The sequence below is a fragment of the Neorhizobium sp. LjRoot104 genome (genome assembly GCF_964253725.1).
Classification (GTDB): Bacteria; Pseudomonadota; Alphaproteobacteria; order Rhizobiales; family Rhizobiaceae; genus Neorhizobium.
In genome coordinates this window covers 1182492-1204838 of record NZ_CAXURS020000001.1, presented here as the reverse complement: position 1 = coordinate 1204838, position 22347 = coordinate 1182492, and the positions used below count along the sequence as shown (strand labels likewise).

20 protein-coding genes and 1 tRNA gene are annotated in these 22347 nt (G+C 62.1%); 11 read left to right on the top strand and 10 right to left on the bottom strand.

What is annotated here, in order from left to right:
• The first annotated feature begins 24 nt into the window (after nt 1-24).
• On the top strand, nt 25-861 hold the full coding sequence (locus ACSQ8R_RS06140; protein WP_436252540.1) for a PhzF family phenazine biosynthesis protein: 837 nt from the start codon (nt 25-27) through the stop codon (nt 859-861).
• A 22-nt stretch (nt 862-883) separates the two neighbouring features.
• Here ACSQ8R_RS06140 and ACSQ8R_RS06135 read toward each other — a convergent pair whose 3' ends face one another.
• The gene (locus ACSQ8R_RS06135) at nt 884-1441 is read right to left on the bottom strand and encodes a DUF2087 domain-containing protein (RefSeq protein WP_436252539.1); all 558 of its coding nucleotides are present in this window, start codon (nt 1439-1441) and stop codon (nt 884-886) included.
• Between the two features lie 298 nt (nt 1442-1739).
• Here ACSQ8R_RS06135 and ACSQ8R_RS06130 point away from each other — a divergent pair, with 298 nt between their 5' ends.
• Nucleotides 1740-2768, top strand: a complete 1029-nt coding sequence (locus tag ACSQ8R_RS06130; RefSeq protein WP_436252538.1) for a CorA family divalent cation transporter — start codon at nt 1740-1742, stop codon at nt 2766-2768.
• Nucleotides 2769-2804: 36 nt separating this feature from the next.
• Here the strand turns inward: ACSQ8R_RS06130 and ACSQ8R_RS06125 are convergent, their stop codons facing one another.
• Nucleotides 2805-3773 carry a LysR family transcriptional regulator gene (locus ACSQ8R_RS06125; protein WP_436252537.1) on the bottom strand — a complete coding sequence of 323 codons (969 nt, stop codon included), beginning with the start codon at nt 3771-3773 and terminating at the stop codon, nt 2805-2807.
• A 162-nt stretch (nt 3774-3935) separates the two neighbouring features.
• On the opposite strand from ACSQ8R_RS06125, the gene ACSQ8R_RS06120 reads away from it, so the two are divergent.
• Complete coding sequence (locus ACSQ8R_RS06120; RefSeq protein WP_436252536.1) at nt 3936-4553, top strand: FMN-dependent NADH-azoreductase; 618 nt, start codon at nt 3936-3938, stop codon at nt 4551-4553.
• Here the strand turns inward: ACSQ8R_RS06120 and ACSQ8R_RS06115 are convergent.
• The 4 genes from ACSQ8R_RS06115 to ACSQ8R_RS06100 form a co-directional block, all read right to left on the bottom strand.
• Nucleotides 4550-5833: a diguanylate cyclase gene (locus ACSQ8R_RS06115; protein ID WP_436252535.1), complete on the bottom strand. Its 1284-nt coding sequence runs from the start codon at nt 5831-5833 to the stop codon at nt 4550-4552. The two genes, ACSQ8R_RS06120 and ACSQ8R_RS06115, sit on opposite strands and share 4 nt — an antisense overlap.
• A gap of 84 nt (nt 5834-5917) precedes the next feature.
• A complete protein-coding gene (locus tag ACSQ8R_RS06110) occupies nt 5918-7177 on the bottom strand; it encodes a putative bifunctional diguanylate cyclase/phosphodiesterase (protein ID WP_436252534.1) in 1260 nt (419 codons plus the stop codon).
• On the bottom strand, nt 7177-9102 hold the full coding sequence (gene amt, locus ACSQ8R_RS06105) for an ammonium transporter (protein WP_436252533.1): 1926 nt from the start codon (nt 9100-9102) through the stop codon (nt 7177-7179). The genes ACSQ8R_RS06110 and amt overlap by 1 nt, the downstream gene beginning before the upstream one ends.
• Before the next feature lie 132 nt (nt 9103-9234).
• The gene (locus ACSQ8R_RS06100; protein ID WP_436252532.1) at nt 9235-9558 is read right to left on the bottom strand and encodes an HlyU family transcriptional regulator; all 324 of its coding nucleotides are present in this window, start codon (nt 9556-9558) and stop codon (nt 9235-9237) included.
• Nucleotides 9559-9662: 104 nt separating this feature from the next.
• On the opposite strand from ACSQ8R_RS06100, the gene ACSQ8R_RS06095 reads away from it, so the two are divergent.
• Entirely contained in the window at nt 9663-10682 is a 1020-nt protein-coding gene (locus tag ACSQ8R_RS06095) for a glycerophosphodiester phosphodiesterase family protein (RefSeq protein WP_436252531.1), read from the top strand.
• A gap of 57 nt (nt 10683-10739) precedes the next feature.
• Complete coding sequence (locus tag ACSQ8R_RS06090) at nt 10740-11732, top strand: alpha/beta hydrolase (protein ID WP_436252530.1); 993 nt, start codon at nt 10740-10742, stop codon at nt 11730-11732.
• On the opposite strand, the gene ilvA is transcribed toward ACSQ8R_RS06090, so the two are convergent.
• The gene (gene ilvA, locus ACSQ8R_RS06085; RefSeq protein WP_436255390.1) at nt 11725-12939 is read right to left on the bottom strand and encodes a threonine ammonia-lyase; all 1215 of its coding nucleotides are present in this window, start codon (nt 12937-12939) and stop codon (nt 11725-11727) included. The genes ACSQ8R_RS06090 and ilvA overlap by 8 nt on opposite strands.
• Before the next feature lie 183 nt (nt 12940-13122).
• On the opposite strand from ilvA, the gene ACSQ8R_RS06080 reads away from it, so the two are divergent.
• Entirely contained in the window at nt 13123-14577 is a 1455-nt protein-coding gene (locus ACSQ8R_RS06080; RefSeq protein WP_436252529.1) for a TrkH family potassium uptake protein, read from the top strand.
• A gap of 13 nt (nt 14578-14590) precedes the next feature.
• Here ACSQ8R_RS06080 and ACSQ8R_RS06075 read toward each other — a convergent pair whose 3' ends face one another.
• The 3 genes from ACSQ8R_RS06075 to wrbA form a co-directional block, all read right to left on the bottom strand.
• Nucleotides 14591-15238, bottom strand: coding sequence for a metallophosphoesterase family protein (locus ACSQ8R_RS06075; RefSeq protein ID WP_436252528.1), 648 nt, complete (start codon nt 15236-15238; stop codon nt 14591-14593).
• A gap of 69 nt (nt 15239-15307) precedes the next feature.
• Nucleotides 15308-15393: transfer RNA gene (locus tag ACSQ8R_RS06070), tRNA-Leu, on the bottom strand.
• A 156-nt stretch (nt 15394-15549) separates the two neighbouring features.
• Nucleotides 15550-16149, bottom strand: a complete 600-nt coding sequence (gene wrbA, locus ACSQ8R_RS06065) for an NAD(P)H:quinone oxidoreductase type IV (RefSeq protein ID WP_436252527.1) — start codon at nt 16147-16149, stop codon at nt 15550-15552.
• Nucleotides 16150-16398: 249 nt separating this feature from the next.
• Here wrbA and ACSQ8R_RS06060 point away from each other — a divergent pair, with 249 nt between their 5' ends.
• From ACSQ8R_RS06060 to ACSQ8R_RS06040, 5 genes are all read left to right on the top strand, one after another.
• Complete coding sequence (locus ACSQ8R_RS06060) at nt 16399-17184, top strand: competence/damage-inducible protein A (protein ID WP_436252526.1); 786 nt, start codon at nt 16399-16401, stop codon at nt 17182-17184.
• Nucleotides 17185-17307: 123 nt separating this feature from the next.
• Complete coding sequence (locus ACSQ8R_RS06055; protein WP_436252525.1) at nt 17308-18147, top strand: universal stress protein; 840 nt, start codon at nt 17308-17310, stop codon at nt 18145-18147.
• 78 nt (nt 18148-18225) lie between these two features.
• On the top strand, nt 18226-18723 hold the full coding sequence (gene gpt / locus ACSQ8R_RS06050; RefSeq protein WP_436252524.1) for a xanthine phosphoribosyltransferase: 498 nt from the start codon (nt 18226-18228) through the stop codon (nt 18721-18723).
• Nucleotides 18724-19165: 442 nt separating this feature from the next.
• Entirely contained in the window at nt 19166-21013 is a 1848-nt protein-coding gene (locus tag ACSQ8R_RS06045; RefSeq protein WP_436252523.1) for a methyl-accepting chemotaxis protein, read from the top strand.
• A 60-nt stretch (nt 21014-21073) separates the two neighbouring features.
• Nucleotides 21074-21655, top strand: coding sequence for a hypothetical protein (locus tag ACSQ8R_RS06040; protein ID WP_436252522.1), 582 nt, complete (start codon nt 21074-21076; stop codon nt 21653-21655).
• Nucleotides 21656-22347: the final 692 nt, after the last annotated feature.

Genomic DNA, 22347 nt, shown 5'->3' with positions numbered 1-22347 from the left:
CTCCAGCCAGTGACGAGAGGCCGAATGCCCGCATTTTCTTTTCAGCAGGTCGATGTCTTTTCCAGCCAACCCATGCGTGGCAATCCGCTCGCGGTGGTCGCCGATGCCGACGCACTCGGCGAGGCGCAGATGCAGGCCTTCGCCAACTGGACCAATCTCAGCGAGACGACCTTTCTCCTATCGCCCCGCGACCCCAAGGCTCACTACCGGGTGCGGATCTTCACGCCGAAACAGGAACTGCCATTCGCAGGCCATCCGACGCTCGGCAGCTGCCATGTCTGGCTGTCGCAGTCCGGCGCGGTCGCAGCGGATGAAATCGTGCAGGAATGCGAGGCTGGCCTTATCCGCATCCGCCGCGACAGCCAGCGGCTTTCCTTCGCCGCACCGCCGCTGCGGCGGGAGGGTCCGGTGGAGGCCGAAATCGTCGAGCGGGTTGCGCGCGGGCTTGAGATCCCGATAGGCTCGATCCGCGCCGTCAACTGGATCGACAACGGTCCAGGCTGGATGGGCGTGCTTCTCGATTCCCGCCGGGACGTGCTGGCCGTGAAGCCCGACTTTGCGGTGCTCGCCGGGCTCCGGGTCGGCATCGTCGGTCCGTTCGATTCGGCTGAAGACGGTACGGAGGCGCAATTCGAAGTCCGCGCCTTAACGGCAGCCGGTTTCGAGGACCCCGTCACCGGCAGCCTGAATGCGGGACTGGCACAATGGTTGATCGGCGGCGGGATCGCACCCCCGACCTATATAGCGGCCCAAGGCACGGCGCTCGGGCGGGCCGGACGCGTCCATGTGCACCAACAGGGCGACGATATCTGGATCGGCGGAGAGGTCGCCAACTGCATCAAGGGCACTGTCACCCTCTGACGCAGTTGGGGCCCTTGTCTCCTTAAGCAGCCTCGGCCTTTTGCCCGATCCGCGACAGAAGCAGCTTCAGCTCGGCCGGTGGTTTCTGTTCGATCCGCCGGTACTCCCGGCCATCGCGGGTGCGCTGGACGAGACCGAAATCGAAGAGGTCCCGGCGCAGCATCGCGGCGTCGCCGAAGAGGTGCAGCGTGTTCAACAGTTCGCTGATCTGGCGCTCGTTGAAATCGCGGCCCGCGGGTATCCTCGACCACAGGAACCAGAGGCAGATTTCCTGCTGCCCGCGCTTGGCCGGCCAGCGAATGAGCCTGCCCTCCTCGTCGAAATGCCGGGCGGTCTTCAGCACCTTCGCCTCATCGGGCGGCGGTGTGTCGTCCAGCACCGGGCGCCATTCCGCGAGGACGTCGGCCGTCTTGGCGATGGCCCGAAAATGCTGGTAATTGCGGAAACCCGCGGCCCGGGTCAGGAGATTGAGCATCTCCAGATGGCTCGGCTTGTGATCGCACCTGGCGATTTCGCTGCGGAGAGATTTGGCGAAAGCCGAAAGGTCGGCGATCTCCATGGGAAAGATGGATCTCGGCATGTCTTATCCTCGAACGCGCCGTTCCCCAAAAAGTCGGGGTGTCGCTGGTCGCCGGCTTGTCGACTCGAGCACGGGATAAGTGCTGATCATCTTGTCTTGGGCAGGTTTAGCTTCCCTTTCGGGACGGCGACGCCTCGGTGAACTGCAGACCGTGGCGTCGTTATAGCAGAGGCTGGAACAGCGTCAACTCGCAGCGGCGCTTGGGCGGTTCCGCCCTTCTGAAGGGAATAGTTACGCTTCGCGGGCACGATACTTGCTGATAAAATCGATGGACCTGGCGTGAGGAGGACTCGCATCAATGCTCGAAAAGACCAAGACCGCAGTGAGCTACGGAGACGAGCCCGGCCTGCGCTTCGCCCTCGCCCTCGACGGGCATGGCGGCTGCAGGACGATGACCATGGCCGAGGCCTGCAGCTGGACGCCGGGGGACGGTATCGTCTGGCTGCATTTCGAGCGCGATCATCCGGCAACGGCGGAGTGGATAAACACCAGCGGCGGATTCGATCCGCTGGTGGCGGAGGCACTTCTTGCGGAGGATTCTCGCCCGCGCGTCGAGCCCCTGGGCGACGGGCTGCTGATCATCCTGCGCGGTGTCTGCGCGGCTCCGCCGGAAGAAGCAGAGAAAAGCTCCGACGAGATCGATCTCGTCCCCCTGCATATCTGGGTGGACGAACACCGGCTGGTGACATTGCGGGACAGCGGCCACTATATCACGGCGCTGCGCGATATCCGGCGGGCGCTCGACAACGGCAAGGGTCCCCGGCAGGCGGGAGAACTGCTGGCGCTCGTCAGCGACAAGCTCGTTCGCGATCTGGAGCCGGTGCTCGACGATATGGACGAAGAGGTCGATGAACTCGACGAGCTGATTTTCAAGGGGGAAGCGAGCGAGGTCCGCCAGAGGCTCAAGCTTCTGCGTCGCCGCGCCGTGCAGCTGCGCCGTTATCTGGCGCCACAGCGCGACGCGCTCAACAGGATCGAGCACGACGACGCGCCATGGCTCAAGGAACGGGACAAGCTCCGCTTTCGCGAGGTGATCGACAAGCTGATGCGGTTCATCGAATATCTCGACGCGATCCGCGACCGGACCGGCATCCTGCATGACGACCTTTCCACGGTCATCGGCGAGCGGATCGCGCGCAATTCCAACAGGCTTGCCGCGTTGGCGGCGCTGCTCCTGCCGCCCAGCGTCGTCGCCGGCCTGTTCGGCATGAATGTCGGTGGCGTTCCCGGCGTCAACGAGACCTGGGCTTTCCTGATCATCGTCGGGCTCGTCATCGTTATTTCCGCGGCAACGCTGTGGATCCTCAAGCGCATTGAGTGGCTTTGAGCCCGCTTTGGTGCGCCGCGGCCCGCACAGCTTCGGCTATTCGGCAGCTTGAGGGAGCGCTTCCCGAGATTCGATGCCGAGCATCTGCTTGAAGTCGCCATGGCTCGGGCAGGTGGAAAGCCGTCGCTCCATGGCGTCGATCAGCCATCGGCCCGCAGGTCCCAGCGGATTCGCGGTCCTGCGCATGGCATAGAGCGGATATTGGCTCTGCTCGTAGGCCTGGAGATCGAGCGCCACGAGACTTCCGTTCATGATGTCCTTGCCAGCGACCGACGCCGGCAGACCGCCCCAGCCGAGACCACCCTTGATCAACTGGTGCTTTGTGGCGATGTCGCCCACGCGCCACGTCTTGTAGGACAAGACATTGAAATCGCGTCCTTTCGTCAGCCCGGACATATCCTTGACAACCATCTGGACTTCCTCGCGCACGTCTGCGAGCGTCAGAGGCCGGCCGAATTTTGCGAGCGGATGTTCGGCGGCGGCGACGGGAATCATGAACGAGTGGCCGATCTTCTGCATCACCAGGGAGTCGTCCTGCCGAAGGATCGATCCGCCTATTCCGATATCGGCCTTGCCGGCGATCACCATCTCCATGACCATGCCGAGCTCGCCGACATTGAGGTTGAGCGAGACGCTCGGAAACCGGTCGCGAAATTCCCTGAGCTCCGCGACGACGGCATCCGAGGGCACCATCACGCTCAGCGCCAACGACAGTTCCGCTTCCAGCCCCTGCTTGATGCTCTTCGCCCGGGCGCGCATCACCTGAAGGTCGGCGACGATGCGCCGCGCATCGGTCAGCATCGCCTTGCCGGCTTCCGTCAGCTTCGGCTGGCGGGCGCCGCTGCGCTCGAAAAGCGGCATCTCAAGCTGGGCTTCCAGATTGCCGATCGTATAACTCACCACGGATTGAGCCCGGTTCAGCACGCGCGAGGCGGCGGAAAAGCTGCCCGTCTCGGCAACAGCCAAAAACACCTGCAGCTGATCGAGGGTGGGGTTGGCATCCATGGGCATCATCCAAGTTTTCGATAGATAGCTTCGAGATTATCTCAGTTTTATCGATGGGCGTCCACGCCTATCTAAATTCTCGAACACCGCGGATCCACCCGCTCCCCAATCCTTCTGCGAAGCCCAAGACCGCAGATAGGATCTCCAGACAAGGAAAAAAGCATGTCCTCCATCCTTCTCGTCACTTCCAGCCCCCGCGGCGACGACTCGCTGTCCAGCAAGGTCGCCCACGACCTCGCCAACGAACTGAGCGCCCGCGACAACGGAACCTCGGTCGTGCATCGCGACCTCGGCGCCAACCCGATCCCGCATCTCGACAGCGTCACCACGTCCGCCATCCGCAAGCCCGCGGCCGACCGCAGCCCGGCGGAAGCCGCCGCCGCGGACTATTCGGACAAGCTGGTCGCCGAACTGCTGGCTGCCGATACCCTGGTCATCGCCACCGGCCTCATCAACTTCAACATCTATTCGACCCTGAAGAGCTGGATCGACAACGTCGCCCGCGCCGGCCAGACGTTCCGCTATACGGCTGAAGGCCCGGAAGGCCTCGCCACCGGCAAGAAGGTCTATATCGTGCTCGCATCCGGCGGCGTCTATTCGCAAGGTCCGGCCATCGGCATGAACCATGCCGTCCCCTACCTCACGACCGTCCTCGGCTTCATGGGTATGAAGGATGTGGAAGTGATCTACGTCGAAGGCCTCGCCTTCGGCCCGGAAGCTGCTGAAAAGGCCATCGCCACCGCCCAGCAGCGCAACAGGCAGCTCGCTCTCGCCGCTTAAGCCGTCCCTGCGCCTGACGGGACGAGCCTGCCGTGACGGCCGTGGACATTGTCCCGGCCGTCATTTTTTGCGTGGTAGAGCCGTTCGTCGGCGCGCCCGAGCAGCGTATCGAGCGCGTGTCCGTCTTCCGGAGCCGTGGCCACGCCGATCGATACCGTCACGCACTGGCCGTCGGGACGAACGACCGACCGGCAGATTGCGGTCCGCAGGCGCTCAGCGATCGTCAAAGCGCTGTCGTGATCAGTATCGGGCAGGATGAGTACGAATTCCTCGCCGCCAAAACGGGAGAGATGGTCGCTCGGGCGCGAGCCGACCTGCAGGCAGAGCGCAATTTCTTTCAGCACCTCGTCCCCCTTCAGATGGCCGAAGAGGTCGTTGACCTGCTTGAAATGATCCGCATCGACGATGATGAGGCTGAGCCCCGTTCCGCGATCGAGACAGCGGTGAATGAGCTTGGGAACATCCGCCTCCAGCCGGCCACGGTCGAAAAGACCGGTCAGCCCATCGACGCCACTCTTGGCAAGCAGTGCCTGATAGCGCTCGCGAAACGTCAGGTCGTTGAAGATGTCGGTGATCTCGCGCGTCGATCTGGCGAGCCGCGGGATCTGCTCGATCTTGAGATAGACGGCAAAGAGCAGCGAATAGAGCACCACGGACAGGAGCTTGGCATACCACCCGCCGAAGAAGACCGAAGGTGGAGCACCGAAGAGGACGTTCAGTGCCGCGTAGAAGCCGATCTGGTCGAAGGTCAGGACGGCTGCGCCGCTGATCGCGAAACGCAGCACGACATTGCTGCGCAGCACCCGGCCCAGCCTTTCGTAGAGCAGGATGATGCCGATTGCATCGACATAGAGCAGCGCCGTGCCCCACACCATCAGCCAGCCCATCTCGCTCAGGAACACCATATCGGCGGCGCGTCCCCCCGGCAATGCCACGACCTCATGCGCCTGGAGAATCTGAGCGATGCCGACGGTCAGGAGATTGCCGAGGAAGAGCCCGTAGATCGGCTGGCGGACGACTGCCGCATCCTCCTTCAGGTAAAGAAGCAGGATCATCATCAGCTTGCCGGCAAAAAAGACCGACGAGCCGGGGGAAACGGCGCCGAATGGAAGTTGAATGTAGAAGACCGCGGCGAGGTAGGTTTCCATGAAATGCATGACGCCGAGTGCGGCCAGGAACACTCCAAGGCCGAGCTGACGACGGAAATGCAGGAACGCCGTCATGACAGAGAAGTAGATCACCGCTTCCAGCAGAAAGAGGGCCAGATTGAACGCTTGCATCTCGATCCGCTCCACCCCTCAAGGTGCTATGCCGCTGTAACGGCTATCGTTTTACGTGCTCCAGCCCCATGAGGATTATGGGCATTATGCATGACTATGCAATAACGGCTGGTAGGTTTCCCCTTCGAACGTCGGGTAGTCCTGGATCTCGGGCAGCTTCTTCGGCACGTTGCGGAGCTGAGTGGCGATCGCCGGATCGATTTCGCGCGTGATCTCGCCCAGTTTCCGGGGTTTGCCGAGAAGATAACCCTGCAGCTCGTCGCAGCCCGCATGGGCGAGGAACAGCGCCTGCTCCGTCGTTTCGACGCCTTCCGCGACGACCTTCATGCCGAGGCCGGTGCCAAGGTCGATGATGGTGCGCACGATGATCTGCGCGTTGTCGACCAGGTTCAGGTTGTTGACGAAGCTGCGGTCGATCTTGATCGTGTCGAACGGGTAGCGGCTGAGATAGCTCAGCGACGAATAACCCGTGCCAAAATCGTCAAGCGCGATGTGGAAACCCATGCGCTTCAGATCGTTGAGGATCTGCACGGCGCGCTTGTCGTCCTCGATCAGCACGCTTTCGGTGATCTCGAGTTCGATCCGGTGCGGGTCGGCGCCGGTGCTTTTCAGCAGGTCGGCTAGATCGGCGACGAAATCCGCATGGCGGAACTGCAGCGGGCTGACGTTGACGCTGATATGGCCGTCGATATCGTCCAGGAGCCTGCAGGCTTCGGCGAGCACCCAGGCGCCGAGCCGGATGATCTTGCCGGAGGCTTCGGCCACCGGAATGAAATCGCCGGGGCTGATCATTCCGCGCTTTGGATGAACCCATCGCAACAGCGCCTCGTAACCGATGATGATGGCGCTTTCCGCCTCGACGCGCGGCTGCAGGTACAGTTCGAACTCGCCCCGCTGCAGGGCGATCTCCAGATCGACCTCCAGCGCCCGTCGCTTTTCGATCAGTTCGTTCATGCCGGGCTTGAATGTTCGGCAGGCGTTCCGGCCGGCATTCTTGGCGTGATAGAGCGCGACGTCGGCACAGCCGATCAGCGCGTCCACGTCCCCCGCATTTTCGGGGCACAGGGCGCCGCCGATGCTGACGCTGATATTGACCTGTTCGCCGTGACCGATATCGATCGGATAGGCCATCGCGGCGAGCAGCCGATCGCCGAACCCCTGAAGCTCGTCGATATCGGACGTGTGGGCGATGATGACGGCGAACTCGTCTCCACCGAGCCGGGCGACGATGTTGTCCGCACCGGCTTCGGCCGCAAGGCGTGCGGCGGTCTCGCGGATCACCGCGTCGCCGGCCTGGTGGCCATGGATGTCGTTGATGTCCTTGAAGCGGTCGAGATCGACCATCAGGCGCAACCCCTGCCGTTTCCGGCCTCCCCCACCAGTTCGGTCAGCCGCTCGGAAAACAGCACGCGGTTCGGCAGCCCGGTCAGCGGATCGTGGAGAGCGAGGTAACGCATGCGGCTCTCCGCGAGCTTCCGTTCCCTAAGGTCGACGAGGCAGCCGATGCGGGCCTTCTCGCCACGGTAGAGAATGTCGCGGCCCCGTGCCTCGACCGGGATTTCCTCGCCGTTCGCCAATGCCACGACGATTTCATGGCTGTTGTCGTCGTTGAGTTTCATGATGTCCGCCACACGGATCTTCTCGCCGTCTCGGAGGATATCGAAAACGGACCGGCCGATGATCTCGATCAGCGGCAGGCCGACCAGTTTGCCGAGCTGTTCGTTGCCATCGACGATGATGCCGCCCCGGTGGATCAGGATCGCCTCGAACGTGGCGTTCGCAAGCGCTGCGACGCGTTCGGAATCCTCGTTCTTGTGGCGGATCTCCATCAGCTCTCCGCGGCTGCGCTCCTCCTCCTCGATGTTGTCCATCAGCCGGTTGAAGAGCCCCGTGAGCTTTTCGGCCTCGTCGCCCTTCACCACGGGGAGGCGTTGGCGCAGGTCGGCGTTGCCGCCGAGAAGATCGGCCAGCGCGTCCTCCACATGACCGACGCCGAGGCGCGTCGCATGTTCGGCAAGGTTCAGTCCGTCCTCTTCATCCCTGGCCGAAACGCGGATCCGCATCAGCCGGTCCGCCGCCCAGAAGAAGGCGTAGCCGAGGCCGAAGGACCAGTAGAAATTGACGCCGACGCCGACGAGCTGCACATGCAGCTGCGCCAGCCTGCCGCCGGCCGGCAGCTGATCGACCGGAGCGAGCAGCGCCAGAAGCAGCGTACCGGTGACGCCGGCAAAGGCGTGCACACCGATCGCGCCGACCGCGTCGTCGATCCTCAGGGTTCTCTCGACGAAGGCGTTACCGAAGATCGCCACGGCGCCGCCGATCGCGCCGACCATCAGCGCGCTTGCCGGATCGAGAATGTGGCAGCCGGCGGTGACCGCCACCAGTCCGCCGAGCATGCCGGAATTCGACTTTTCGGGAAGGATGACACCGTCCTGGTAGAAGCCGATGACATAACCGACGCAGGTGCCCATGCCGCCGGCCAGGACCGTGTTCATGATGATCGGCGCCACATGATCGGAAACGCCGAGCGTCGAACCGCCGTTGAACCCGATCCAGCCGATGAAGAGCAGCAGCGCGCCGGTGGTCGACAGAACCGGGCTATGACCGGCGATCCTGACCGGCGTGCCGTCGGCATTGAACTTGCCGATGCGCGGGCCGATAACCATGCAGGCCGCAAGCGCTACCCAGCCGCCGGTCGAATGAACGACCGTGGAGCCGGCAAAATCGACGAAACCCATCTGCGACAGGAAAGCCGACGCATTCGGGAACAGCGCCGAACCCCAGGCCCAATGCACGAACACCGGGTAGATCAGCCCCGACATTATCAGCGAGCCGAAAACGTAAGCGGACAGCTTCATGCGCTCGGCAACGGCGCCGGATACGATCGTTGCCGCCGTGCCGCAAAACATCACCTGGAAGACGAAAAACGCCGACTGCCAGCTGTCGAGGTCCCGCAGGGAATAGAACTCGCTCTGCTTCCCGAACAGGAAACCGTCCGAACGGCCGAAGGCGATCATGAAGCCGACCGCGGCGAACGCGACGACGCCGAAGACGAAATCGAGAAGGTTTTTCTGGGCTACGTTGATCGAATTCTTGGAGCGAACCATGCCGGCTTCGAGCAGGAGGAAGCCGACCTGCATCATCATCACCAGCCCGGCGGCGACGAGCACCCATGCCATGTCCAGCCGGGAGGTGTGCGAAAGGAGATCGTCCGCGGAGGCAGGGCCCGGGACAAGGCCACCGGAAAACCCCGAGCCGATAAAAAGCATAAAATATGACCAGCGAGATCGCATTAACAGTCGACCGCAGAAAAGACATCGGAACAGATGCTTCAAGCTATCGCTAATGCTTTAATTTTAAGTGTGACTCGCAATATTTGCGGTCACAATGCGGAACGCAAATCACGCGGAGCGCGACTTCTCCCCATCTGAAAACAGCGACGGGCCATTCTGGTCGATGATCTGCTGCGCCTTGCGGACGGTATATTCGACCGCGTCGTCCATGGAGGTGAAGACGTCGGCGCGGACAAAATTGCGCACCAGCGTCTCGCCGTCGACGTCCTTCTCGATCCGTCCGGCCAGCCGGAACTGCGAACCTTCGCGGATCGGCGCCGGATGGATGATGCAGCCGCCATGCTCGACAGGCTTGGCGGAAGGGGCAGGTGCCTCGGCTGGTTTGCCGCCACCGGAGAACATCGAGAATATACTGGACAGAAACGAAGCCATGTCGGCTGCCTAACATATTCCTGCACCGGCCGGAAGCCGGGCACCCAAGGAAAAGTCACAGTCGGGCGTCTCATATCCACCGGTACGATTAGGAGCCCGACCGCATGAAATGGAAGATCGTCACAGCATCCCTCCTCTCTGTCGCCGGCGCGCTTTGGGTCGGCAATACCTCTCTGTTCTCCCGTTTTCCCAACGATAAGCCGATCAGGATCATCGCCCATCGCGGCCAGCATCAGCTTTTCGATGCCACCGATATCAAGAACGACACCTGCACCGCGAGCCTGATGCTGCCGCCAACGCATGCCCATCTGGAAAATACCGTGGCAAGCATGAAAGCCGCCTTCGATGCCGGTGCCGACGTGGTCGAACTCGACGTGCACCTGACGCCGGACAAGCAGTTCGCCGTCTTCCACGACTGGACGCTCGATTGCCGCACCGAGGGCAAGGGCGTGACGGAACAGACGCCGATGTCGGTCCTGAAGACGCTCGACATCGGCTACGGTTACACGGCCGATGGCGGCCGGACCTTTCCGTTCCGGGGAAAGGGCAAGGGATTGATGCCGACCCTGCCGGAGGTCTTCGCGGCATTACCCGAGGGCCGGTTCCTCATCAATTTCAAGAGCCGCCGGGCGGAGGAAGGCGAAGCGCTGGCCGCGCTGCTCAACAGCCGCCCGCCCGCTCGGGCAGTAGCCTTCGGCGTCTATGGCGGCCATGAACCGACCGAAAGGGCGGTGTCACTGGTCGCGGGCCTTCCCGGTTATTCCAACCGCACGGCAAAATCCTGCCTCCTCAACTACCTGGCGCTCGGCTGGAGCGGCCACGTTCCGGAGACCTGCCGCAATACGCTGGTGCCGGTCCCCGCCAATCTCGCCTTCCTGCTCTGGGGCTGGCCGGAGCGCTTCTACGACCGGATGCGGACGGCCGGCTCGGATGTGGTACTGATCGGCCCGTTCGAGGCCGGCGATGCCGGATCGTCCGGCATCGACGACCGCGACACGTGGGACATGGTGCCTTCAGGTTTTCCGGGTCTCATCTGGACCAATGTCATCGAGAAAACCCGGCCCGAGGTGGAGCGCCGTGGCTTCTGCGCCCTGCCCCGCAAACCGACGATCTGCAGCCGGTAGACTTCCCGCCGTCATGCAGCCCGCCTATCATCCTTTCCGGTTCGGAAGGAGTGCCGGATGCGGGGGAAATTCTTGTCATGGCGGACCATCCTTTATGCCTGCGCGATCCTGCTCGTCGCCTTCGGAGTGCTATTGATGTTCGGCCCGCGCATGCCCGCTGACGGTTTTCCCGCTTTCGACAAGGCCCGCCTCGGCGCCGATATCGATGCTTACCTTGCCGCGAGCGAAAACCGCTTCACCGATATCCGGCCGGGCGCCGCCAAACGCATCGTCTGGGCCGATCCGGCGACCAAAACGAAGACACCTTTCGCAATCATCTACCTGCACGGCTTCTCGGCCTCGGCCGAGGAGATCCGCCCCCTGCCCGACCGGGTGGCGGCAGCGTTCGGCGCCAATCTCTATTTCACCCGGCTCGCCGGCCACGGCCGCAGCGGCGCCGCGATGGGCGAGGCAAGCCTTGGAGACTGGCTGGCGGATTTTTCAGAGAGCCTCGCGATCGGCGAAGCGCTCGGCAACAGGGTGATCCTCATCGGTACCTCGACCGGCGCCTCGCTCGCGACGCTCGCGCTTGCCGACCCGAAGATCGCACCGCGAATCTCGGCCGCCGTCTTCCTGTCGCCGAACTACGGCATCAACAGTCTTGGCGCCTTTCTTCTGACGACGCCGGTCGCGCCGCAGCTCTCACGGCTGCTGCTCGGCGAAAACCGCGGTTTCACGCCCTATAACGACCGCCACGCCGCCCACTGGACGACCCGCTATCCGACAAGCGCGCTGCTGCCGATGGCCGCCCTCGTCAGGCTCTCGGTCGAAAGCCCGGTCGAGCAGGTCAGAACGCCGGCGCTTTTCCTCTATTCGTCGCTGGACCAGGTCATCCGGCCCGACAAGGTGCGCGCGGTTGCCGGCCGCTGGGGCGGACCGCATGAGATCTTCGATCTCGGCAGGACCGGCGATCCCGGCAACCACGTGATTGCCGGCGACATCGTCTCGCCGGCCACGACCGGACCGCTTGCCGACCGGGCCGTCGCCTGGCTGCGGACGGTGCTCAGATGACGAGGTTCGCCAGGATTTCGTTCTCGGTAATGTCCTGATAGCCCATGCCTGCGGCATCGAAGCGTTCGAGCAGGCCGGCGAAATTCTCCGGCCGTGCGGTTTCGATGCCGATCAGGATCGAGCCGAAATTGCGGGCCGATTTCTTGAGGTACTCGAAGCGGGCGATGTCGTCTTCGGGTCCCAGAAGATTGAGGAAATCGCGCAGCGCGCCGGGGCGCTGGGCAAGCCGCAGCACGAAATATTTCTTGAGACCGGAATAGCGCATGGCGCGTTCCTTGACGTCAGGCAGGCGCTCGAAATCGAAATTGCCGCCCGAGACGACACAGACCACCGTCTTCCCGGCAAGCTTTTCGCGTCCCAGCATCTCGAGTGCGGTGATCGACAGGGCGCCTGCCGGTTCCAGCACGACACCTTCGACATTGAGCATTTCGGTGATGGTGACGCAGATGGCGTTTTCCGGCACCAGCAGGACCTGATTCGGCGAAAATCCCTTCAGAGCCTCGAAATTCAGATCGCCGATCCGCGCCACCGCCGCGCCATCGACGAAATTGTCGAGCTTGGCGAGCGTGATCGGTTCGCCGGCTTCGAGGCTCTTCTTGAGGCTCGGCGCGCCTTCCGGCTCGGTGAAGAGAAAATCCTCCCGCTTGACGATATCCTTCAGGTAACCGGTCGTGCCCGACGAAAGCCCGCCGCCGCCGACCGGCAGGATGACCAGATCGGGCGTCACGCCTTCCGGCAATTGTTCGACAAGTTCGGCCGCAACCGTCGCCTGGCCTTCGATGATGTCGGCGTCGTCGAAAGGCGGCACCATGACGCCGCCGGTCTCTTCCACATGGGCGCGGGCCGCCGCATAGCACTGGTCGAAAATATCGCCGATCAGCCTGATGGTGATGAACGGGCCGCCGAACATGCGGGTCTTGTCGATCTTCTGCTGCGGCGTCGTCACCGGCATGAAGACCACGCCCGGCACCTCGAAATGGCGGCAGACGAAGGCAAAACCCTGCGCATGATTGCCGGCCGAGGCACAGACGAACGTCTTGCCCCTGGCACCTGCTGCGATCGCCTTGCGCAGGAAGTTGAAGGCGCCGCGGATCTTGTAGGAACGAACCGGCGACAGGTCCTCGCGCTTCAGCCAGATCTCGGCGCCGTAGCGGCGGCTCAGATGTTCGTTCATCTGCAGCGGCGTCTCGGGGAAAATTTCCCGCATCGCCCCTCTGGCTTCGTCCACGCCGGCTTTCGTCACGCCCGCCTTGGTCACGCCCGCCTTGGTCACGTCTGCCTCGGTCACATCGGCCATCCATTGAATTTCAAGAATGGTCCCGCTATGCCATAGGCTTACGGCTGAGACAAAGCTTCTTTCAGTTGCCGCGAACTTCGGGACAACCATTTTTTGAACGCCAATCTTCTTCGGTCGGTCATCTACATGACGGCGCTCTGCGCGCTCTACCTGTCGCTCGCCATGTTCCTGCCGGCGATGGTGGACCTTTATTATGGACATCGCGACTGGCAGGTCTTCGCGATGTCCGGCTTCATGGTCGGCGGGCTTGCGGCGGCAGCGGCGCTCGCCACCCATGGCCCCCCGCCGGTCTTCAACAAGCGTCTCGGCTTCCTGCTGGTCAACGTCCTCTGGGCGATGTTTTCCGTGGTCGGCGCCGTCCCTCTTTTCCTTGCCGAGCACGAACTTTCATTTGCCCAGGCACTGTTCGAATCGATCTCGGGCATCACGACGACAGGATCGACCGTTCTCGTCGGTCTTGATACCCTGCCGCCCGGCATACTGCTCTGGCGCTCGCTGCTCTGCTGGTTCGGCGGCATCGGCATCGTCGGCCTCGGCCTGTTCGTCCTGCCGTTCCTGAAGGTCGGCGGCGCCTCGATCTTCAAGCTCGAATCGTCGGAAACCAACGACAAGCCCTTCGCTCGGCTCGCCAGCTTCACGCGCGCCTTTCTTGTCGTTTACGTGCTCCTGACGCTTGCCTGTACCATCGCCTACGATGTCGCTGGCATGGACCATTTCGATGCGCTGAACCATGCGATGACAACGATCGCCACGGCCGGTTTCTCGACCCACGACATGTCCTTCGCCTTCTTCGACAGCAACGCGATCCTGCTGATCGGCACGGTCTTCCTGGCGATCTGCAGCATGCCGTTTTCAGTGCTGATCCTGCTTGCCGTGCGGGGTCGGCTGGATACGCTGCGCGATCCGCAAATCCCGGTTTTCGTCGGTTATCTCTGCGTCATCTCGATCGGCGTTGCCGTCTACCATCACCTGAGGAACGGTATCGAACTCGACGACGCACTGATACACTCGTTCTTCAACATGACCTCAATCCTGTCGACCGGCGGCTTTGCAAGCGACGACTATATGCTGTGGGGGCCGTTCGCGGTGCTCGTCGCTTTCTTCGCGACCTTCATGGGCGGCTGCTCCGGTTCGACGGCGGGCGGCATCAAGGCCTATCGTTTCGTGGTGATGGTCAACGTCATTCGCGCCGGACTGAACAAGCTCATCTATCCGAACGCCATCTATCCCGTGCGCTACGGCAACCTGACCGTGGATGCGGAAACACAGCGCGCCGTCTTCCTGTTCGTCAGCCTCTATATATTCCTGTGGGTGGTCGGCAGCATCGGCATGACGCTGTTCGGCTACGACATCCTCACCGCCATGTCGTCGGTGATCACCGCACTGTCGAATGTCGGTCCAGGCATCGGCCCGATCGTCGGCCCGGCCGGCAATTTCTCAACGATCAGCGATCCCGCTCTTTACCTGCTTTCACTGATGATGCTGCTTGGCCGCCTCGAAATCCTGACCGTGCTCGTGCTCCTGACGCCGGTCTTCTGGCGCCACTAGGCTTGCGGGGACGTCAGGAGGGTACGCGAAGGAAGCGGATCGGCCCGCCCGGCTCGTCGTCGTCGAAGACGGCACACGTCAGCCCGCCACCGAACACGCAGCCGCTGTCGATATTGGTACGGTTGCCGAACGTCTGCGGATTGCCGGGAAGCGGCGTGTGGCCGTGACACAGATGCCGGCCCCAGAATTCGCCGTCCTCGTCGCTGGCAAACCGCTTCCAGATCAGGTCGCGCTCCCGCTGCCCGTCCAGCGGCAGCGTCTCGTCGACGCCGGCATGCACGAAGATCCGATGCGCATCGACCAAGATCAAAGGACGGTGCGCGCACCACGAAAGTACCTGCGGCGGCACGTAGCCGTCGAAGGAAGCCATCGTCTCGCGGCCGCCATTGTCGAGCCAGATGATCTCGTCGTGGCCGCGGTTCTGGTGCGCGCGCACCATCATGTCCTCATGGTTGCCCTTGAGCGCCGTCCATCGCCACCCCTCCTTGCGCGGTCCCGCCATGACGAGGTCGAGCACGCCCCTGCTCTTCGGTCCGCGATCGATATAATCGCCGATGAAGACCACGTGCCCGGACGGCGCATGGTCTTCCACCTGCCCGAGCAGTTCCTTCAACTGCGCCACGCAGCCGTGGATATCGCCGATCGCAAAGGTAAAGCCCAAAGAGCACGCCTCCATCCAAGTGGATATCCAACGGTCTGCATCGCAAACGGTTGCAGGAAAGGCCAGGCTTGGTGCGGACGGCGGGGATCGAACCCGCATGACCAAAGGCCGAGAGATTTTAAGTCTCTTGCGTCTACCAGTTTCGCCACGTCCGCTTGGGCGTCCTGTTTCTGGGAGTTGCGCGACCTCGTCAAGCACCCAAATCGCGGAAGCGGTTCGCGGCCACGAAAAAAGCATTGCGGTTACGTCGCATGACGGAAAAGGGCGCGGCGATTTCTCGCCGCGCCCCTCACCAATTCATCTCGATTCGATCAGCCGGCGAGCTTGGCGGCCAGCTTTGCAACGTGGGCGCCTTGGTATTTTGCGCCTTCGAGTTCGATCTCCGAAGGCTGGCGCGAGCCGTCGCCGTTGGTGATCGTGCTGGCGCCGTAGGGAGAACCGCCCTTGACTTCCTCGGTGCCCATCTGGCCGGCAAAGGCATAGGGCAGGCCGACCACGGCCATGCCCTGGTGCAGGAAGGTGGGCAAGAAGCCGAGGATGGTCGATTCCTGGCCGCCGTGCTGGGTTGCCGACGAGGTGAACATCGAGCCGAGCTTGCCGACCAGCTTGCCCTGTGCCCACAGGCCGCCCGTCTGGTCCCAGAAATTGCGCATCTGCGACGCGACCGTGCCGAAACGGGTGCCGGCGCCGACGATGATCGCATCGTATTCGGTGAGTTCGTCCACGGTCGCGACCGCGGCCTGCTGGTCCATCTTGTAGTAGGAGGCCTTTGCGACCTCGTCCGGAACCAGTTCCGGAACGCGCTTCACCGTCACGTCGGCGCCTGCCGACTTCGCACCTTCCGCGACGGCATAGGCCATCTTCTCGATGTGGCCATAAGCGGAATAATAAAGCACGAGAACCTTCGCCATGATCTTCTCCATTGGAATGTCTGATGTATCAACAAGGCCGTCCGCGGCCAGAACCAAGCTCACATGTAACGGCTTCACCGGAGAACGACAGCCCGCGCCGGGTCTACGCACTGTTCAGTATCTGGAGACGATATTTCGCTTGGCGATCATAAATTCGTAACAGACGGGGTTTCTGTGTCGCTCACGACAAAATCGCTTCTGCCTTGAAAAAATTGGGCATAGGAGTGTGGCACTTACGGAGGAATATTCATGTCTGAAGCGTCGCAACCGTCCTTGATCGTCACCGCCGCCATGCTTGCCATCGGCGACGAACTTTTGTCCGGCCGGACCAAGGACAAGAATATCGGCCACCTTGCCGACCTGCTGACGCTTTCAGGCGTCGACCTCAAGGAAGTGCGGATCGTCGCCGACGAGGAGGATGCGATCGTGGAGGCGCTGAATGCGCTGCGCTCCCGCTACAACTACGTGTTCACCTCGGGCGGTATCGGGCCGACCCATGACGACATCACCGCCGACGCGATCTCGAAGGCTTTTGGCGTCGCCTGCATTCATGACCCCGATGCGATGAAGCTGCTCGCCGAGATGTACAAGCGCCGCGAGATGGAATTCACCGAAGCCCGCCAGCGCATGGCCCGCATGCCCGAGGGTTCCAAACATATCCCCAACCCCGTCTCGACCGCCCCCGGCTTCATCATCGGCAATGTCTATGTGATGGCAGGCGTGCCGCAGGTCTTCCAGGCAATGGTCGACAACGTGCTGCCGATGCTGCGCTCCGGCGCCAAAATGCTGTCGCGGGCGCTTCCCTGCCCCTATGGCGAAGGCGATATCGGCACGCTGCTGTCGGCCGTGCAGAAGGCGCATCCTGAGACCAGCATCGGCTCCTATCCGAAATATGACGGGCAGCGGTTCTCGACCGAGGTCGTCGTGCGCGCCCGCGATCCGCAGGTTCTCGATGCCGCCGCGCAAGCCGTGGCGGAGATGATCGCCGGCATCGACCGTGCCAAGATCGCCACCAATCCGACAGCCGACGCCTGACCCGCGGCACCCTGCCTTACTTCTATCGGCGGCCACTCCTTGACCGGGATCAAGGCGCGACACACGTATTTACCAGACACTGGTTCCCAATCCCGCAGAACCAGCTGATGAGGAGATACAGCCATGGCCTATAAGACCATTCTCGCCGTTCTCGACACCCCTCAAAACGCCCGGCCGATCACCGATTACGGGATCGCGCTCGCCGAACGCTTTTCCGCCCATCTGATCGGCGTCCATGCAGAAACCCTGGCAGCCGTGCCGCTGATCGCGCCGATGGAAATTCCGGACCCTTCCGCCGTGCAGATCCTGCAGGACGCGGCGCAGAAAGAGACGGCGGAGGTGGAGCGGATCTTCAGGCAGCAATCGTCCCGCGAGGGGCTTTCCATCGAGTGGCGCAGTTTCATGTCGTCGGCGGGCTACGGTTCCCATTCGGTCATGGACACCGCCCGCTCCGTCGATCTGATCGTTGCCAGCCAGAGCGATCCGGCGCATGCCGATCACCGCGCCGATCTGGAAACTTTCCTGTTCGACAGCGGCCGGCCGATGCTGCTCGTCCCCTATACGATGAAAGTGCCGCAGCCGATCAAGCGGGTGATGATCGCGTGGAACGGGTCGAGGGAGGCGGCGCGGGCAACCTTCGATTCGATGCCGTTCCTCAAAGCTGCCGACAGCGTCGAGGTGTTTTGCGTCGATCCGAGCGACCGCGGCGGCCAGACGCCGGAAATGGCAGGCGCCGAAATCGCGACGACCCTTGCCCGCCACGGGATCAACGTGACGCTGTCGACGCAGGGCAAGAGCGGCATTTCTGCAGCGGCGGCGATCGAGAACCACCTGTCGGAAGGCAGCGTGGATCTTCTGGTGATGGGCGGGTATGGCCATTCGCGCTGGTGGGAAATGCTGTTCGGCGGCGTCACCCGCAGCCTGCTCGATTCGATGACGGCGCTGACTTTGCTTTCCCGCTGACAAATCCTTGCGTCACCGGGCGAATTGCCGCTATTAGCGAGAGCCAGCAACATGCTTTCGCTAATGGTGGCCAGCCTCATGTCTCTTCCCGAAAAAGCCTTCCCCGTTTCCTGGGATCAATTCCATCGTGATGCCCGGGCGCTTGCCTGGCGTCTTGCAGGTCTCAAGCAGGATTTCCGCGCCATCGTCTGTATCACCCGTGGCGGCCTGGTACCGGCGGCGATCATTTCGCGCGAGCTCAATATCCGGCTGATCGAAACGGTCTGCATCGCCTCCTACCACGACTACGTCAACCAGGGCGAAATGAACCTGCTCAAGGGGATCACCCCCGAACTGACGGCCGATGAAGGCGCCGGCGTGCTTGTGGTCGATGACCTGACCGATACCGGCAAGACGGCATCGGAGGTACGCTCCATGCTGCCGAAGGCGCATTTCGCCTGCGTCTATGCAAAACCCTCCGGCGTGCCGACCATCGACACTTTCGTCACGGAAGTCAGCCAGGATACCTGGATCTATTTCCCCTGGGACATGGGTTTCACCTACCAGGAACCGATCGCCAAGGCCGAACGGGGCTAAGGCCTGCAACGGCGGCTTCGGGCGGGCCGGGTTCGGTTATCGCACGGCAAGAAGGGCGACGTGGAGCCTTCTCCACGTATGCGCCTCTGCCCGGCCACGAAGTCCGTCGCGTCCCGGCGGACTGTGGTGAAAATCGTTCGTGACGGCATCGCCAAGGCTCGGGGAGCCCCCCCGAGGCCTGAATTTGGCATTCATCAACAATCGCGCGTCGAAATCTCGTCGTATGCGTCAGGGTTTCACCTGCCTGATGTCGTTTTCCCACCAGGGCGTTCTAATTTATTTTTTATTCATATAAAGAAGGAACACTGTCGCCGTAGGCTTTGCCAGGCAATGGCGACACAGGCATGACGCCTGCCGTGTAACGTTCTCAGCGTACGATGTTCGAGTTCAATCCGCTAGGCTGGGATCGCCCGGTCGCGCCTGCATGACATCGAGGCCCTGGATGCGTGATTTTTTGAATAGGATGCCGCTCACCACAAAACTGGCGGCGCTTATCGTCGCGGTCAACATTTGTGGCGTTTCCGCTTTGGCCACCTATACCTGGATATCAGAAACGCGCCTGCTGATCAGCACAGCGACGGCACATTGGTCGCGCAGCGCCGAGCAGTTCGCATCGGTTGCGGCCGGCGGCGTGAAATGGGGCAAGGTCAATGCGGTGCGGGAAGCCTATGCCTTGCAGCGCGACAATCCGACCCTCGACCTGGTCCAGTTCGCGGCGTTCAACGCCGATCTCGCCCCGGTCGACATCTGGGCACGCGAAGGCGTCGCAGGCGTCCTGTCTTCAGCCGAATTGGCCCAGACCATCGGTCAGAAACCCGACCATCCGGTCGTCGATACGACACTGGCTTCCAGAGGTCTGGTCGGGATCATCGTGCCGCTGCCTCCGGACAAATCCGGCAAGGTCACGGGCTATCTCTTCACCGCCTGGTCGGTGGCGGAAATCCTCGCCACGGCGCAGCAGGAGGTGCTGAACACGCTGCTTATCCAGATGCTGATCATCACCGTCGCGGTCACGGCCTTTCTCTTTGCAATGCGCAGACTTGTCGGACGCCCAATCAGGAACCTCAGCGCGCGCATCATCGCCTTGCAAACCGGTGACCTCACCTCTGCGGTCGAATACCAGCGCAATGGCGACGAGATAGGCGTTCTCTCGCGTGCGCTGGAAGTGTTCCGCGGCGAGGCTATTGCGAAGGTCGAAGAAGAGCGTATCGCCGCGGAGCAGCGCCAATCGCTTGACGAAGAACGGGCCCGTAATACGAGAAGTACCGAGGAGACCAGCAACACGCAACGGGCTGTCATGGCACAGCTCGGACAGGCGCTGGAACGGCTTGCCGGAGGCGACTTTTCAACTCATCTCGACGGTCTCGGCCCGGATTTCGAAAAACTGCAGCAGGACTTCAACAACATGGTCGAGGCGGTTGCCGCCGCCCTGACGGAGATCAAGGAAGCCTCTCACCAGGTGGAAGATCGCTCCAGCGAGCTTGCCGGTGCCGCCGACCAGCTGGCTCAGCGCACCGAACGACAGGCCGCCGCGCTCCAGGAGACAGCCGCCTCCCTGGGTGAAGTCACAACAACGGTCAGAACCTCTTCGCAAAAGGCCGAGAGCGCCGGGCACCTCGTCGAAGAGACGAAGAAAGGCGCCCATTCCTCGGCAACCGTCGTCCGCAATGCGATCGGCGCGATGGACCGGATCCAGGCCTCGTCCAGCCAGATCGGCCACATCATCGGGGTTATCGACGAGATCGCCTTCCAGACCAATCTCCTGGCGCTGAATGCCGGCGTCGAGGCGGCGCGGGCGGGAGAGGCCGGCAAGGGCTTTGCGGTCGTTGCCCAGGAAGTGCGGGAACTCGCGCAGCGTTCGGCCAACGCGGCCAAGGAAATCAAGGTCCTGATCACCAGCTCCAATCAAGAGGTCGCGGCCGGGGTCGCGCTTGTCAACGACACGGGCGACGCCCTTCTCCAGATCGGCGACCAGATCAACCGCATCAGCGACAGCATCGTTTCGATCGTGCAGTCCTATCGGGAACAGGCCATGGGCCTGCAGGAGATCAACACCGCGATCAATCAGATGGATCACGCGACGCAGCAGAATGCGGCGATGGTGGAAGAAACCAATGCCGCCTGCCAGGAACTGCTCTCTCAAGGCCGTCTGCTGCTGAGTTCGGCCAGCCGTTTCATCGTCGCGCAACCAGCCGGAAATGGCGCCCAGGTCCATCCCGGATCGGGGAGGCAGCAAGCTCTTTCCGACAAAAGAGCCGGCTTTGCTGCTCCAATCAGACAGGCGTCCTGAAAACGCCTCTGCAGCCGCATGACTTCATAAACGTCAGCAACCTACGGAAGGGAAACACCTATGCATAAGATCATCATCATGCTCCTTCTCGGCAGCACCGTACTCGCCCTGCCCCTTGGCACGGCTCTGGCGGAGGAGGCCCATGTCGCACCGGTGACCGAATTTGTCACCGGCAAGATAAAGCCCTGGCTCAACGATGCCGTGGTCATCTCGGCGATCAAGGCCCAGAACGCCGCCAACGCCAAGCTGAGCGAGGCCGATGTCCTGGCGCTCGACAAAAAATGGCGCGCCGAGGTCGACAGCTCCAATCGTGCGACGATCGACGGCGTGCTCAACAACGCCCTATCGAAATTTCTCGTGGACAAGAAGGAAAAGTCCCAGGGCGCGATTACGGAAATCTTCGTCATGGATGCCAAGGGCCTCAATGTCGGCCAGAGCGACATAACCTCCGACTACTGGCAGGGCGATGAGGCAAAGTTCAAGAAATCCTTCGGTGTCGGCAAGGACGCGCTCTTCGTCGACGAGGTTGAAAAAGACGAATCCTCCCAGACGCTGCAATCACAGGCAAGCGTGACGATTTCCGACGAGAGCGGCACGCCGATCGGCGCGGTCACCATCGGGATAAACGTCGATTCTCTCTGAGCGGGGCGAGATTGCTTAGGCGCTGCGGCATCGTTGAAGCCGCAGCGCGGGAAACATAAGCCAGACCCTGGCCCTGCCGATCGGCAATGGCTGATTCTCTCCGGCCTCTTCCAAAAATCTCGGTCCTTGTCACGGGCCTGCCGGGTAAAAAACCGCGCGGGCCTGTCTATTGCTGGTGGCCGCAGATTCTTGACGTGGCTCGATATGGCACGGACGAACCCTCAAAACCCCGCTGAACCGGGCTTCCGGCACTTGCCGCTGCTCACGAAATATTTCTGCGCCTCGTAACGCAAGTTTCAGGCTATTCCCGCAACTGCCTGAGAATCCTCGGCTATTTCTTCGTCCCCGTTATCCACAGCCGGGAACCACAATATCTTGTGGTTATAAAAGCGTTGCAATCTACGCCTTGACGAATCTCGCGGCTCGTCCGACAGTGCCCCTTACGTTGCGGCGGCGACTGGACCGGAATTAACGAGGCCGGTTCTTCTTCGAGTTTGACGGGAAAAGACCATGCAGTCCGGCTATGAGGGACGGCCTGCAAGAACGGTCTCCGTGCGCTCGATTTCCGCTCCGAAACAACGGTTGGGACTGGCGGAAAGATTCTGTTAATACTATATGTAGTAGTGTTGCAGCCGTTATCACCACAACATACAGGTTGGCGTCGAAAGATGATTCACCTGGGATCGGGAACA

Excerpts from the sequence above, each read along its gene's own strand:
- ACSQ8R_RS06055 (WP_436252525.1), top strand. The coding sequence starts at position 17,308 with ATGGCCTATAAGACCATTCTCGCCGTTCTCGACACCCCTCAAAACGCC.
- ACSQ8R_RS06140 (WP_436252540.1), top strand. The coding sequence starts at position 25 with ATGCCCGCATTTTCTTTTCAGCAGGTCGATGTCTTTTCCAGCCAACCC.
- amt (WP_436252533.1), bottom strand. The coding sequence starts at position 9,102 with ATGCTTTTTATCGGCTCGGGGTTTTCCGGTGGCCTTGTCCCGGGCCCT.
- wrbA (WP_436252527.1), bottom strand. The coding sequence starts at position 16,149 with ATGGCGAAGGTTCTCGTGCTTTATTATTCCGCTTATGGCCACATCGAG.
- ilvA (WP_436255390.1), bottom strand. The coding sequence starts at position 12,939 with ATGCGGGAAATTTTCCCCGAGACGCCGCTGCAGATGAACGAACATCTG.
- ACSQ8R_RS06095 (WP_436252531.1), top strand. The coding sequence starts at position 9,663 with ATGAAATGGAAGATCGTCACAGCATCCCTCCTCTCTGTCGCCGGCGCG.
- ACSQ8R_RS06100 (WP_436252532.1), bottom strand. The coding sequence starts at position 9,558 with ATGGCTTCGTTTCTGTCCAGTATATTCTCGATGTTCTCCGGTGGCGGC.
- ACSQ8R_RS06125 (WP_436252537.1), bottom strand. The coding sequence starts at position 3,773 with ATGGATGCCAACCCCACCCTCGATCAGCTGCAGGTGTTTTTGGCTGTT.
- ACSQ8R_RS06120 (WP_436252536.1), top strand. The coding sequence starts at position 3,936 with ATGTCCTCCATCCTTCTCGTCACTTCCAGCCCCCGCGGCGACGACTCG.
- ACSQ8R_RS06130 (WP_436252538.1), top strand. The coding sequence starts at position 1,740 with ATGCTCGAAAAGACCAAGACCGCAGTGAGCTACGGAGACGAGCCCGGC.
- ACSQ8R_RS06115 (WP_436252535.1), bottom strand. The coding sequence starts at position 5,833 with ATGCAAGCGTTCAATCTGGCCCTCTTTCTGCTGGAAGCGGTGATCTAC.
- gpt (WP_436252524.1), top strand. The coding sequence starts at position 18,226 with ATGTCTCTTCCCGAAAAAGCCTTCCCCGTTTCCTGGGATCAATTCCAT.
- ACSQ8R_RS06090 (WP_436252530.1), top strand. The coding sequence starts at position 10,740 with ATGCGGGGGAAATTCTTGTCATGGCGGACCATCCTTTATGCCTGCGCG.
- ACSQ8R_RS06040 (WP_436252522.1), top strand. The coding sequence starts at position 21,074 with ATGCATAAGATCATCATCATGCTCCTTCTCGGCAGCACCGTACTCGCC.
- ACSQ8R_RS06135 (WP_436252539.1), bottom strand. The coding sequence starts at position 1,441 with ATGCCGAGATCCATCTTTCCCATGGAGATCGCCGACCTTTCGGCTTTC.
- ACSQ8R_RS06110 (WP_436252534.1), bottom strand. The coding sequence starts at position 7,177 with ATGGTCGATCTCGACCGCTTCAAGGACATCAACGACATCCATGGCCAC.
- ACSQ8R_RS06045 (WP_436252523.1), top strand. The coding sequence starts at position 19,166 with ATGCGTGATTTTTTGAATAGGATGCCGCTCACCACAAAACTGGCGGCG.
- ACSQ8R_RS06060 (WP_436252526.1), top strand. The coding sequence starts at position 16,399 with ATGTCTGAAGCGTCGCAACCGTCCTTGATCGTCACCGCCGCCATGCTT.